The sequence below is a fragment of the Ramlibacter sp. G4-7 genome, from assembly GCF_057784995.1.
This window is the reverse complement of sequence record NZ_JBYNTT010000014.1, coordinates 46133-58993: the sequence shown is the minus strand read 5'-3', so window position 1 is coordinate 58993 and position 12861 is coordinate 46133. Positions and strand designations below refer to the sequence as shown.

The 12861-nt window shown below is 70.0% G+C and carries 14 protein-coding genes; 3 read left to right on the top strand and 11 right to left on the bottom strand.

Annotated elements, in window-relative coordinates; genetic code table 11:
- Positions 1-5: 5 nt before the first annotated feature.
- Entirely contained in the window at positions 6-491 is a 486-nt protein-coding gene (locus AC3EGR_RS18900; protein WP_488548058.1) for a HugZ family pyridoxamine 5'-phosphate oxidase, read from the top strand.
- Here the strand turns inward: AC3EGR_RS18900 and AC3EGR_RS18895 are convergent.
- From AC3EGR_RS18895 to AC3EGR_RS18845, 11 genes are all read right to left on the bottom strand, one after another.
- Positions 463-1176: an anti-sigma factor gene (locus AC3EGR_RS18895; protein ID WP_488548057.1), complete on the bottom strand. Its 714-nt coding sequence runs from the start codon at positions 1174-1176 to the stop codon at positions 463-465. The two genes, AC3EGR_RS18900 and AC3EGR_RS18895, sit on opposite strands and share 29 nt — an antisense overlap.
- Before the next feature lie 11 nt (positions 1177-1187).
- Positions 1188-1778 (bottom strand): RNA polymerase sigma factor, encoded by a 591-nt coding sequence (locus AC3EGR_RS18890; RefSeq protein ID WP_488548056.1) that lies wholly within the window; start codon positions 1776-1778, stop codon positions 1188-1190.
- A gap of 73 nt (positions 1779-1851) precedes the next feature.
- Positions 1852-2109 carry a DUF5985 family protein gene (locus tag AC3EGR_RS18885; protein ID WP_488548055.1) on the bottom strand — a complete coding sequence of 86 codons (258 nt, stop codon included), beginning with the start codon at positions 2107-2109 and terminating at the stop codon, positions 1852-1854.
- Complete coding sequence (locus AC3EGR_RS18880) at positions 2110-2370, bottom strand: DUF5985 family protein (protein WP_488548054.1); 261 nt, start codon at positions 2368-2370, stop codon at positions 2110-2112.
- Positions 2370-2756 carry a hypothetical protein gene (locus tag AC3EGR_RS18875; RefSeq protein WP_488548053.1) on the bottom strand — a complete coding sequence of 129 codons (387 nt, stop codon included), beginning with the start codon at positions 2754-2756 and terminating at the stop codon, positions 2370-2372. Before AC3EGR_RS18875 ends, AC3EGR_RS18880 begins: the two co-directional genes overlap by 1 nt.
- 95 nt (positions 2757-2851) lie before the next feature.
- On the bottom strand, positions 2852-3538 hold the full coding sequence (locus AC3EGR_RS18870; RefSeq protein ID WP_488548052.1) for a hypothetical protein: 687 nt from the start codon (positions 3536-3538) through the stop codon (positions 2852-2854).
- A gap of 12 nt (positions 3539-3550) precedes the next feature.
- The gene (gene pgi / locus AC3EGR_RS18865; protein ID WP_488548051.1) at positions 3551-5089 is read right to left on the bottom strand and encodes a glucose-6-phosphate isomerase; all 1539 of its coding nucleotides are present in this window, start codon (positions 5087-5089) and stop codon (positions 3551-3553) included.
- A complete protein-coding gene (gene tal, locus AC3EGR_RS18860; protein WP_488548050.1) occupies positions 5086-6030 on the bottom strand; it encodes a transaldolase in 945 nt (314 codons plus the stop codon). The genes pgi and tal overlap by 4 nt, the downstream gene beginning before the upstream one ends.
- A gap of 35 nt (positions 6031-6065) precedes the next feature.
- Positions 6066-7127 carry an ABC transporter ATP-binding protein gene (locus AC3EGR_RS18855; protein ID WP_488548049.1) on the bottom strand — a complete coding sequence of 354 codons (1062 nt, stop codon included), beginning with the start codon at positions 7125-7127 and terminating at the stop codon, positions 6066-6068.
- A gap of 1 nt (position 7128) precedes the next feature.
- Positions 7129-9339, bottom strand: a complete 2211-nt coding sequence (locus AC3EGR_RS18850) for an ABC transporter permease (RefSeq protein WP_488548048.1) — start codon at positions 9337-9339, stop codon at positions 7129-7131.
- 6 nt (positions 9340-9345) lie between these two features.
- Complete coding sequence (locus AC3EGR_RS18845; RefSeq protein WP_488548047.1) at positions 9346-10359, bottom strand: ABC transporter substrate-binding protein; 1014 nt, start codon at positions 10357-10359, stop codon at positions 9346-9348.
- A 175-nt stretch (positions 10360-10534) separates the two neighbouring features.
- Between AC3EGR_RS18845 and zwf the strand changes: the two genes are divergently transcribed.
- Complete coding sequence (zwf, locus tag AC3EGR_RS18840) at positions 10535-11989, top strand: glucose-6-phosphate dehydrogenase (RefSeq protein ID WP_488548135.1); 1455 nt, start codon at positions 10535-10537, stop codon at positions 11987-11989.
- Between the two features lie 8 nt (positions 11990-11997).
- Positions 11998-12846, top strand: a complete 849-nt coding sequence (locus AC3EGR_RS18835) for a MurR/RpiR family transcriptional regulator (RefSeq protein ID WP_488548046.1) — start codon at positions 11998-12000, stop codon at positions 12844-12846.
- Positions 12847-12861: the final 15 nt, after the last annotated feature.

Sequence of the window (12861 nt, the reverse complement as noted above, 5' to 3'; positions counted from 1 at the left end):
CAAGGATGGATGCAAGACAAGCCCAGGCCTTGCGCGCGCTGCTGTTCCGCCAGGAGGTCGCCGCGCTGGGCACCTTGCACAAGGGCGAGCCCTTCGTCTCGATGGTGCCGTATGCGTTGCTGCCGGATGGCGCGCTGGTCGTGCACGTGAGCCGGCTCGCAAGCCACACCCGTGACATGGAAGAGCACCCCGGCGTCAGCGCGATGGTGATGGCCGAGCGCGCCGCGGACGAGCCGCCGCAGGCGCTCGCGCGCCTGACGCTGCAAGGCCAGGCGCAGACGCTCGCGCCGGATTCGCCCGGCTACGAAGCTGCGCGCGACGCCTATCTCGCGCGCTTTCCGGCCAGCGAGCCCATGTTCGGCTTCGCCGACTTCTCGCTGTTGCGCATCACTCCACGCTCGGCGCGCTTCGTCGGTGGCTTCGCGCAGGCCGGGTCGCTCACCGGCGCGCAGTACACCGAGCTCATGTCGTCGGCATCCACGGCCCCTTGAAGAGCACCGGCCCGGTCGGCCCGCTGCCGGCGGGGGCGCCGCCCTTGGGTTCCAGGCTGACGGCGAGCGCGGGCATCTCGCGCAACTGCCCTTCCACCGCCGTGAGCGTGATCGACGCGCCGCCCGGCAGCACGCCCAGCGACTGCGGGCCGCCCGAGGCCGGCAGCGCCCACAGTTGCAGCGAGCGGTCGGCGGCCTCCTGGTAGTTGCCCATGCGCTTGAGCGTCAGCGTGCCGTGGCGCGCGTCGAAGGTGACCAGCATGGCCGGCGCGGAGCGCTCGTCCTGCAGCATGGCGACGTAGCGGATCTCCGGCGTGGCGCTCATCTGCGTGAGCTGCGTCCCCAGGTAACCGGCGAGCATGAAGGCCACGAGGGCCGCGAAGGCCCCCGACAGGGCGGCGCCGCGCCAGAAGCCGGCGCGCGGCGCTGCGCGGGGCGCCGCAGGCTGCGCTTCGTTGCGCAGCGCGATCGCGATGCGGCGCCAGACGTTGGGGCTGGGCTGTTCTTCCGGCTGCAGTTCGGTCATGGCGGCGAGTCGTTCCTGCCAGACGATGGCATGGGCGCGCAGGGTCGGGCTCTGGCGCGCCAGCGCTTCGAAGCGGCGGCGGGCGCGGCCGCGCAAGGTGCCCAGCGCGTACGCCGCGGCGAGCCGGTCGGCGATTTCGGGGGATCGCATCAGGTCCATGCCGGTCCTCCTCAGGCGTAACGCGACATGCAGCCGCGCAGTTGCTCCAGGCCGCGGCGGATCCAGGTCTTGACGGTGCCCAGGGGCAGCTTGAGTTGCTCGGCGAGCTCGCCGTGGCTCAGGTCGCGCAGGTAGGCCAGGCTTACCACCTCGCGCTGCCTGGCTTCGAGCTTGCGCAGGCACTCGTGCAGCGCCCGGGCCGCCTCGCTCGCCTGCCGCGTGTCCATGGGGTTGGCGCCGTCGCCCGGCAGCGTCTCGGCCAGCGCGTCGTCCAGCTCCAGGGCCGCGTCGGCGCGTTCGCTGGTGCGCCGCCGCAGGAAGTCCAGCGCCCGGCTGCGCACCAGGATGCCCAGCCAGGCCAGTGGCGGGCTCAGGCTGCTGCGGTAGGTGCCGGCCACGCGCCACACCTGCAGGTAAGCCTCCTGCAGCACGTCCTCGGCCCATTCGCGATTGCCCACCACGCGCACGGCAAGCCCATACATCTTGGAGCAGGTGAGGTCGTAAAAAGCCTGGAAGGCCTGCTCGCGGCCGGCCAGCGGCAGCGTGGCCGATGCGATGCTTTCCAGCAGCTCGATCAGGCGCGGGTCGTTCGGGGAGTCCATGCCCGAAGCTACGCGACAATCCGGCGGTTGGATTCAATTCCCCGCCGGGCGGCGGGTTGCCCATCTGCAGCGGCTAGCGTCCGCCGCGGTTCTTCTGCCAGATGGCGGCGAGGATCAGCCCGTAGGCGACCAGGCGCACGGCGTAGAACAGCGGCTCGTGCTCGCTGGCATGCTCCACCAGCACCAACGCCACCCGGTTCAGCGCTTCCAGCCAGAAGGAGCCGGCGAAGAACAGGAAGAAGCGGTCGCGGGTCTGGTGCCAGAAGCGGAAGAAGAACAGGCCGGCGAAGGCCGAGCCGGCCGCGATCGCTCCGCTGAGCAGCTGCTCCATCTACTCTTCCTCCCACACGAGCCCGAACAGCAGCAGCGCCACGGCCGCCAGTGCGGCCGCCAGGCGCCCCAGGCCCAGGTCGACCTCCACCGGGAACACGACCTTGTCCAGGACCAGCAGCACGTTGTTCACGGTCAGCAGCAGGAAGCAGGCGGCGCTCCAGAACAGCAGGCGCGCGCCCGTGGCGCGATAGCTGCGCCACAGCAGCAGCAGGCAGGTCAGGCTGGTGAGCGCGCACAGGGAATAGATCAGGGACGCCATCAATCACCCTCCTTCTTCCAGCGGAACGCGTCCGCGAACTTCTGCGCCCGCTTGTCCAGCCGCGAGTGGATCAGGTCGGTGACGCCCACCAGGTCGTGCGAGTACGTCTCGGCCAGCGCGTCGATCAGCCCCTGCAGTTCGCCGTGCCCCGGCGCATAGCAGAAGCTGCCGTCGTCGAGAGGACGCGTGACGCCCGCCTGCTGCATCGCCTGCAGCAAGTCGAGCGCCTGCCCTTCGCCGGTGTAGAGACGGGCCGCCAGCCGATGCGAATCCCAGGGCCGCGCGGGTTCGGCGCGCAGCAACAGCAAGGCCTCCAGATACGGCACGGAGGGAATGCTGGTCAGGATGAAGCGGCGGACCTCGTCAGGGATCCTGGTGTTGCTCATGCCTCGTGCGCAGCCTCGACCCCCGCCGAGCGCGCGCAATCCATGCGTACAAATGCAGGCGGCACTATAACCGCCCGCGAAGCCCGAGCGGCCGCTTACTGCTGCAGGCGGAGCCCGGCACGGTCGCGCTCGAGCACCGCGGGATCCACCGCCAGCATGCGCACGCCGTCCGATGGCGCCTGCCCGGGATCGCGCACCGCCACGTCGCGGATGCCGAAGCGCGCCATGTCCTGCGGCGAGAGCGCGTAGAACTCCGGCTCGGCATACGGCGCGATCTTGCCGAACCAGCACACGAAGCCGTCGACGCCGATGCGGCCGAAGAAGGCCTCTTCGCGGCGCGCCAGGGTGCGGGCCTGCGCCATCAGTTCCTCGTTCCAGCTCTCCTCGCCGCGCTGTGCCCGGTACAGCACGTGCGCCATGTTGCCGTGCCAGCCGACGGCGGCGGGCCCGGACAACAGCTTGCGCCGCCCCGCCGGGAACACGTAATTGGCGCAGGAGGACAGGCAGGTGCCGTCCACCTCGACGTCGAGGCCGCGGTCGTGCACCGCCTCCGCCATGTCGAGTGCGGCGTCGACGAGGCCGCCTTGCGAGCGGATCACCAGGCGCAGCACCGCCGGGTCTTCGCTGAGCCGCAGGAACTCGCGCGCGGCCTCGCGATCGATGCGGCCGCGAAAGACCACCGCGTCCCCCTCGCGCAGGACCGTCGTTGCCGGCGCGGTCTGCGCGCGCGCCTGCCCGAATGCGGCGACCAGGCACAGCGCTGCCGCGCGCAAGGCCGCCACGCGTGCGCCCACTCAGGCCCCGCGCAGGCGCTGCACCAGTCCGGCCGTGGACGGGTCCAGGCCCTGGACTTCGCCCGAAGCCAGCCGCTTGGCGATGTCCGTGGCCAGCACCTTGCCCAGCTCCACGCCCCACTGGTCGAAACTGTCGATGCCCCAGATCGCGCCGCTGGTGAACACGCGGTGCTCGTGCAGCGCGACCAGCGAACCCAGCGAAGCGGGCGTGAGCGCGTCCAGCAGGAAGAAGGTGCTGGGCCGGTTGCCGGGGAAGTTGCGGTGCCCGCCCGCGTCCGCCTTGCCCTGCATCAGCGCCTGCGCCTGCGCCAGCGCATTGGCCAGCAGCAGCTCGTGGTGGCCGGCCAGCGCATGCGCGGGCTGGCGCACGGCGATGAACTCCACCGGCACGCGGTCCGTGCCCTGGTGCAGCATCTGGAAGTAGGCGTGCTGGCCGTTGGTGCCCGGCTCGCCCCAGAGAACAGGCGAGGTGGCGAAGGGCAGCGGCTGGCCTTGCGCATCCACGCTCTTGCCGTTGCTCTCCATTTCCAGCTGCTGCAGGTACGCAGGCAGCCGGCGCAAGGCGCTGTGGTAGGGCGCGATGCCGCGGCTGGCGAAACCGTGGAAGTCGCGGTACCACACGTCGAGCAGGCCCAGCCGCGCGGGCAGGTTGCGCGCCAGCGGCTCGGTGCGGAAGTGCGTGTCCATCGCATGGGCGCCGGCCAGCAGGTCACGGAAACCTTGCGCGCCGACGGCGATGGCCACCGGCAGGCCGATGGCGGACCACAGCGAATAGCGGCCGCCCACCCAGTCCCAGAAGCCGAAGGTGGTGGTGATGCCGAACTCGCGCGCGGCCTCCACGTTGGTGGTGAGCGCGGCGAAATGGCGCGCGACGTCCCGGCCACCCTGCCGCTCGAACCACGCACGCGCCGAGCGCGCGTTGGTCATCGTCTCCAGCGTGGTGAAGGTTTTCGAAGCAACCAGGAACAGCGTGGCCTCCGGGCGCACCCGCTTGAGCACCGCGTCGAGCTCGTGGCCGTCGATGTTGGACACGAAGTGGAAGCGCTTGCCCGGGATGCCGAAGCTCTCCAGGGCGGCGACCACCATCTGCGGCCCGAGGTCGGAGCCGCCGATGCCGATGTTGACGACGTCGGTGATGGCGCCGTCCGAGCGCACGCGCTCCGCATAGCCGAGCATCGCGTCCAGCGTTTCGTGCACCGCGACCGAATCGGGATCGCGCGCATCGCGCGGCGCGCGCAGCAGCCAGTGCTTGACCGCGCGGTTTTCGGTGTTGTTGATGCGTTCGCCGGCGAACATCGCGTCGCGCCAGGCCTCCAGGCCGGTCTCGCGCGCCAGGTCCAGCAGCAGGTCCTCGGTCAGCGGGTCCAGCAGGTTTTTCGAGAGGTCCGCGAAGATGTGCGGCGCCTGCTGGCTGAAACCCGCCACGCGGCCCGGGTCGTGCTGGAAGGCTTCGCGCAGGTCGAACGCTTCTCCCGCTTCACGGAAGCGCTCGTGCAGCTTGCGCCAGGCCTTCGTCTCGTCGCAGCGGGGGCGGTTCATGACTGCATCAGCTTTTCGAGCTTGACAGCATCGCCAGCGAATGCGCGGATGCCCTCGCCCAGTTTCTCGCTGGCCATGGCGTCCTCGTTGAGCGCCCAGCGGAACTGCCGCTCGTCATACTGCACGCGCTGGATGTCCGCGGCCTTCGCCTGCGCCGGGTCCAGCGCGCGCTGCAGGGGTGCGTCGGAGTTCTTCAGTTCGGCCATCAGTTCCGGGCTGATCGTCAACAGGTCGCACCCCGCCAGCGCACGGATCTGGCCGATGTTGCGGAAGCTGGCGCCCATCACTTCGGTCGCGATGCCGAAGTGCTTGTAATACAGATAGATCTGCCGCACGGACTTGACGCCCGGATCGTTGCTCCCGGCGCTGGCCGCCTCGTCCCACGCCGCGCCCGCGCTCTTCTTGTACCAGTCGTAGATGCGGCCAACGAAGGGCGAGATCAGTTGCACGCCCGCTTCGGCGCAGGCCACGGCCTGGCAGAAGGAGAACAGCAGGGTGAGGTTGGTGCTGATGCCGCGCTGCTGCAGCTTCTTCGCCGCCTGGATGCCTTCCCAGGTGGACGCCACCTTGATCAGCACGCGGTCCACCGGCACGCCCTCGGCCTGGTACAGCTCGATCAGGCGCTCGCCGCGGCTGAAGGTCGCTTCGGTGTCGAAGCTCAGGCGCGCGTCCACCTCGGTCGACACGCGCCCCGGCACCAGCTTCAGGATTTCCGTGCCGAAGCGCACGATGAGGCGGTCCATCACCTCGTCCAGGGGCTTGCCGCGAAACTTCTGCACGGTCTCCTGCAGCAGGTGCGCGTACTCGGGCTTCTGCACGGCCTTCAGGATCAGCGACGGGTTGGTGGTCGCGTCCTGCGGGTGGTAATGGGCGAGCTGCCGGAAGTCGCCCGTGTCGGCGACGACCGTGGTGTACTGCTTGAGGGCGTCCAGTTGGTTCATGCCGGGATTATCCGTCCCGCACCCGGCACCCGGGCTCAGGCAGCGGGGCCGGCCCGCACGACGGACACGCCGTGCGACGCGAGCTGCAGGCTCACGTCGCTGCCAAGGCCGAGCACGCGCGCCAGGTCCGAAGAAATGACGAAGACCGGGCCGATCTCGGTGTCGAAGGTGTACTCGTAGTTGCTGCCCAGGTAGGCCCTTTTCACCAGGCGCGCCGGCAGGCCGTCGCCGGGCGGGCCCACCTGCCACGCTTCCGGCCGCACCGCCACCTTGACCGCGCCCGCCCGCACGGCATGCCGCGGCGCGATGCGCAAGGGCCCGAGCTGCACGTGGCCGGCCTCGTCGGCGCGCGCCTGGAACAACATGGCCTCGCCCATGAAGGCGGCGACGAACTCGCTCGCCGGGGTTTCATACAGTTCCTGCGGCGCGCCCTGCTGCGCGATGCCGCCGCGGTCCATCACGAGGATGCGGTCGCTCACCGCGAGCGCTTCGCTCTGGTCGTGGGTGACGTAGGCGACGGTGAGCTGCAGCCGCTGCTGCAGCGCGCGGATTTCCTCGCGCATCTCGCGGCGCAGGCGTGCGTCCAGGTTCGACAGTGGCTCGTCGAAGAGGAGCACCGACGGCTCCAGCACCAGCGCCCGGGCGAGCGCCACCCGCTGCTGCTGCCCGCCGGAAAGCTCGCTGGGCAGGCGGCGGTCGAAGCCGACCAGACCCACGTTGCGCAAGGCGTCGGTGGCGCGCTGGCGGGCCTGATCGCGCGGCACGCCCGACATGCGCAGGCCGTAGCCCACATTCTCCAGCACGTCCATGTGCGGGAAGAGCGCGTAGCTCTGGAACATCATGCTCACGTTGCGATCGGCCGGACCCAGGAGCGTGACGTCGTGGCCGTCGATCAGAACCTGGCCGCTGCTCGGCGTCTCGAGCCCCGCGATCATGCGCAAGGTCGTCGTCTTGCCGCAGCCGGAGGGGCCCAGGATGGTCGTCAGCGTGCCGCGCGGCACCTCGAAGCTGACCTCGCGCACCGCGAGGGGCGCCGAAGGATCGTCGCCATAGCGCTTGGACACGTTGCGAAAGGCGATGCCTGGCGTGGCGTTCACTTCATGCTCCCCTGGCGACCGGCAAGACCGGCGCTGCGACACGGCGGCCCAGGCGCCGCTCGCCGACGATCCACTGGATGGCGGCGGTGGCGAGGCTCATGAGCGCGATCAGCACCGTGCAGTAGGCCAGTGCGACGCCGTAGTCGCCGTTGCCGACGCGGCCGATGATGTAGGTGGTGGCCAGCTCGTTCTCCGCCGTGACCAGGAAGATGACGGCCGACACGGTGGTGATCGCGCGCACGAAGCTGTAGACCAGCGCCGCCACGATGGCCGGCTTGAGCAGGGGCAGCACCACGTGGCGCAGCGTCGCGAACGTGGAGGCGCGCAGCATCATCGAAGCCTCGTCCAGCGACTTGTCCAGCTGCTGGAAGGCCGCCGTCCCCGCGCGCACGCCCACCGGCAGGTTGCGGAACAGGAAGCACAGCACGATCACCGCACCGGTGCCGGTCAGCTCGATGGGGGGCACGTTGAAGGCGAGGATGTAGCTCACGCCCAGCACGGTGCCGGGGATGGCGAAGGCGAGCAGCGCCGAGAACTCGAACAGTCCCTGGCCGCGAAAGCGCGTGCGCGCCAGCAGCCAGGCGATCAGCAGTCCGAGCGTCGCCGTCAGCGGCGCAGAGATCGCCGCCAGCTTGAGCGTGGTGAAAAACGAGCTCCACGCCGTGCCGGCCCATACCGCGCCGAACGTGCCCCACTCGAAGGCGAACGCGGTGCGGAAGTGCGCGAGCGTCGGCGTGTAGTCACGCCCCCAGGTCTGCACGAAACCGCCGGCGAAGGCGAACAGGTAGACCAGCAGCGTGAAGGCCATCCAGGGCAGCGCGATCCCGTTGACCAGCCGGCGCACGCCGCGCGGCAAGGGCATGGGCACGCCCGCATCGCCCTTGCCGCCCACCGTGGTGTAGCTGCGCCGCCCGAGCACCAGGCGCTGCAGGGCGAAGACGGCCAGGGCGAACAGCGTGAGCAGCCACGCCAGCGAGGCGGCGCGTCCCGGGTCGAACTGGGCGCCGACGATCGCGAAGAAGATTTCCGTGGACAGCACGGAGAACTGGCCGCCGACCACGATCGGGTTGCCGAAGTCCGCCATGCTCTCGATGAATCCGACCAGGAAGGCATTCGCGAGGCCCGGACGCAGCAGCGGCAGCGTCACCGTGCGGAAGGTGCCCGCCGCATCCGCCCGCAAGGTCTGTGCGGCTTCCTCCAGGCTGGGCGCGATGCCCTGCACGACGCCGCGCAGGATCATGAACGCAATCGGCGTGAACGCGAAGGTCTGGGCGATCCAGACGCCGATCCAGCCGTAGAACCAGCGCGTGGGCGTGACGCCGAACGCCCATTCGAGCAACTGGTTCGCCAGCCCCGCGCGCCCGAACAGCAGGATGAGTCCGAGCCCCACCACGAAGGGCGGCGTGATGATGGGGAGCATGGCGACGATGCCGAGCGGGCGCGCGAAGCGCCGTTCGCCGCGCTCGGCCGCCAGCGCCATCAGCGTTCCCAGGACGGTGGTGCTGGTGCCGGTGAGCACCGCCAGGAACAAGGTGTTCCAGGCGACGCCGCAGCGCGTGCCGCCGGCGAGGCAGCCGAGCCCGAAGTTGCGCTCGTTGGCCGTGCGCGCGACGAACGAGGAAGGGGCGAACTGCCCGTTCTCGGCGAAGAAGGCATCCGCCAGTGCCCGGAGCACCGGATAGACGATGAACAAGGCCAGCAGCGCCGCCGACACGCACACGGCGGCGGCCACGAACAGGTCGCCGCGAAAGAGACCCCGGCGCGCGAGGCCGAAGCTGCCCAGCACCAACAAGGCCGTCAGCACCAGCGCCGCGCCCCATCCCATGCCCGGCTGGCGGAAGACGAAGCCGGCGGCAAGCACCAGGGCTCCGGCACCGAGCCCGCCGGCCACCAGGAGCGTGCCTTGCGCCCGCCCCGGCAGCAACGCGGAAGCCGCCGCGCAGCACGCCAGACCGGCAGCGGCCAGCCACACCCACGGGTGCCCATGCCAGGCCGCCTGCAGCAGTCCATTCGCCGTCGCAGGCCCCTCCCATGCGTGCGCGAAGGCGAGCAAGCCATTCGCGTCCGGCAAGGCGTACCAGGGCCAGAGCAGGAAGCCGAGGGCCCCGAACAGCGCCCACGCGCGCAGCGGCGCATTGGGGCCGCCGCGCCGGCGCCGCGCCGCGGGTGCGAGCAGGCCGGCGGCCTCGGGAACGATCGCGGAAGAAGACACGCCGTCTCAGCGCGGCAGCGCGTTCACTTCCTTTTCCCAGCGCGCGATGAGGCGGCGCCGCTCGGCGCTTGCCCCGTACTTGGCGTAGTCGTAGTTGATCAGGCGCACCTTGGCCGGATCGGCCATGCGGGGATCGCGGGGCACCCTGGTGTTGCTCGGGAGCTGGAACTGCTTGGCCGCCAGGCCGAACTGCTGCGCGCCCGGCGTCAGCGCCCATTCGTAGAACTTCTTCGCGGCCTCGGCGTTCGGCCCGTTCTTCACGATGCTCATGGAGCCGATCTCCGCGCCGGTGCCTTCGGCCGGGAAGGCCGAGCCGACCGGAAAGCCGCCCACCGCTTCGGTGGTGACGTCGTGCACGAAACTGATGGAGACGGCCGTCTCGCCGCGCGCGGCCGCCTTGATCGGCGCCGTGCCCGAGCGCGTGTACGCGCCTATGTTCCGGTGCAGGGCCTTCATGTAGTCGAAGGCCTTTTCCTCGCCCATCAGCTGGACGAGCGTCGCGATCATCGTGTACGCCGTGCCGCTGGACGCAGGGTTCGCCATCTGCACCTCGCCCTTGTACTCGGGCTTCAGCAGGTCCGACCAGCTGTGGGGCTCCGCCATCTTCTTCTTGGCGAGCAGCTCCTTGTTGAAGCCGAAGCCGAGCGGGCCGAGGTAGACGCCCACCGTGCGGTAGCCGGAGTCCACCGCCTGCTTCTGCGCCCAGGCGTGGAGTTGCGGCAGCTGCGGCGACTTGTATTCCAGCGTGAGGCCCTGTTCGGCGGCCTGCAGGTGCGGGTCGCCCGTGCCGCCGAACCAGATGTCCGTCTTGGGATTGGCCTTCTCGGCGTTGAGTTGCGCCAGCGCTTCGCCGGAGCCCTTCGCCGTCATGTTGACCTTGGTGCCCGTGGTGCGGGCATACACGGTCGACATCATGTTGCACCACTCGGCCTGCACCGAGCAGATGATGTTCACCTGCCCCTGCGCGCAGGCGCTGCCTGCGACCACGGCCAGGGCGATGCCGGCCAGCTTGTTCTTCATTCTCGTCTCCTGAGTAACCGAATTACCGGCGCAGCTTAAGCGCCGTCCGCGTCCGCCGAGGAGGGGGAAAGTACCAGCCGCCGGGCACCGGGGGCCGGTAACGCCGCGACGCGGTGGTGCCCATTTCCATGAAACTAAGTTACAGTGGGGCATCCATCCCGTGCCCGACAAGAACATGAGTTTCGATCTCGTCCTCTTCGGAGGAACCGGCGACCTGGCGTGGCGCAAGCTCATGCCCGCGCTGTTCCAGGCCTTCCGCCACGGCACCTTGCCCGAGGGCGGCCGCATCATCGGCGTCGCCCGCGACGACCTCGGCGACACGCAGTACCGCGAGCTGATCCGCTCCCGCTTCGACGATGTCGACCTCGCCAAGCGGCCCTCGCCGGAGGAGTTCGACCGCTTCGCGGGCCTGCTGCACTTCCTGCGGCTGGACCTCTCGCAGCCCGCCGACTACCAGCGCCTGGCCGACATGCTGCGCGAGCGCCAGGCCGAAACGGTGGTGATGTACCTGGCAACGGCGCCGGACCTGTTCACCACCGTGTGCCGGCAGATCGCCGCGGCGGGGCTGAACGGGCCGAACACGCGGCTGGTGCTGGAAAAGCCGCTGGGCCACGACCTCGCGTCCAACCGCGAGATCAACGAGGTCGTGCGCAGCGTGCTCAACGAGCGGCAGATCTTCCGCATCGACCACTACCTGGGCAAGCCGGCGGTGCAGAACCTGTTCGCCATGCGCTTCGGCAACGCGCTGTTCGAGCCGGTGTGGCGGCGCGAGCACATCTCCAACATCCAGATCACGATCGCCGAGGACATGGGCGTGGAAAAGCGCGGCGCCTTCTACGACAAGACGGGTGCGCTGCGCGACATGGTGCAGAACCACGCGCTGCAACTGCTGTGCGCCCTGGCCATGGAACCGCCGATCAACGCGCACGCAGACGCCATCCGCGACGAGAAGCTCAAGGTGCTGCGGTCGCTGCGCCCCTGGACGGCCGAGGCGCTGGACCAGCACGTCGTGCGCGGGCAGTACGCGGCCGGCACCCTGGGCGGCCAGCCCGTGCCCGGTTACCGCGAGGAACCGGGCGTGTCGCCGGAGAGCCGCACGGAGACCTTCGTCGCCCTGCGCACGGAGATCGCCAACTGGCGCTGGGCCGGCGTGCCCTTCTACATCCGCACCGGCAAGCGCCTGGCCGCGCGCGAGGCCCACATCGTGGTGAATTTCCGCCCGACCCCGCACGCCATCTTCCAGACGCCACCCGGCACCTGGAACCGGCTGGTGATCAACCTGCAGCCGCGCGACGGCCTCCAGCTGCACCTGCTGGCCCTGGGCCAGGAGAACCGGCGCAACGGCCCGGCGCTCACGCCCGTGCACCTGGACCTGGACTTCGACAAGCGCTTCGGCTCCGAACGCGTGGGCGCCTACGAGCGACTGCTGCTCGACGTGATCGCCGGCCGCCTGAACCTGTTCGTGCGCAGCGACGAGCAGGAGGCGGCCTGGCGCTGGGTCGAACCCATCATGGAACACTGGGCGAACGACGAGCGCGGTCCCCGGCCGTACACGCCGGGCACCTGGGGCCCGAGCCCGTCCAGCGCCATGATCGCGCGCGACGGCTTCTGCTGGTCCGAGGAGTGCTGAGGCCCGCCATGCTGGATCGCATCAAGGCCTCCCTGCCCTCGCTGGCGCCCGCCGAACAGCGCGTGGCCAGGCTCGTCCTCGGCGACCCGCGCTCCTTCGCCACGCTGCCCGTGAGCGAGCTGGCCGAGCGCGCCCACGTGAGCAAGCCCACGGTGGTGCGCTTTTGCCGCAGCGTGGGCTACGACGGCCTGTCGGACTTCAAGCTCAAGCTCGCGGGCAGCGTGAGCGAGGGCGTGCCCTTCATCCACCGCAGCGTGGATGCCGACGACAAGACCGGGGACGTGCTGGTCAAGGTGATCGACAACGCGGTCGCGGCCTTCCTGAAGTACCGCAACGACGCATCCACCTTCGCGATCGAGAGGGCCGCCGAGGCGCTCGCCGCCACGTACAAGACGGGGCGGCGCATCGAGTTCTACGGCGCCGGCAATTCCGGCGTGGTGGCGCTGGACGCGCAGCACAAGTTCTTCCGCCTGGGCGTGAACACCAACTCGTACAGCGACGGCCACATGCAGGTGATGAGCGCCACGCTCCTCGGGCCCGGCGACTGCCTGGTGGTGATCTCCAACTCGGGCCGCACGCGCGACCTGATGGACGCCTGCGACATCGCCCGGCGCAATGGCGCGACCACCATCTGCATCACGGCGACGGGTTCCCCGCTGGCGTCGGCGGGCCATATCCACCTGTCGGCCGACCATCCCGAGGGCTACGACCGCTACAGCCCCATGGTGTCGCGGCTGCTGCACCTGATGATCATCGACGTGCTGGCGACCACAGTGGCCCTGCGCATCGGTGGCGGGCGGCTGCAGCCGCTGCTGCGGGAGATGAAGAACAACCTGCGCACGAAGCGGTACGCGTGAGCCGTTGCAAGGTGG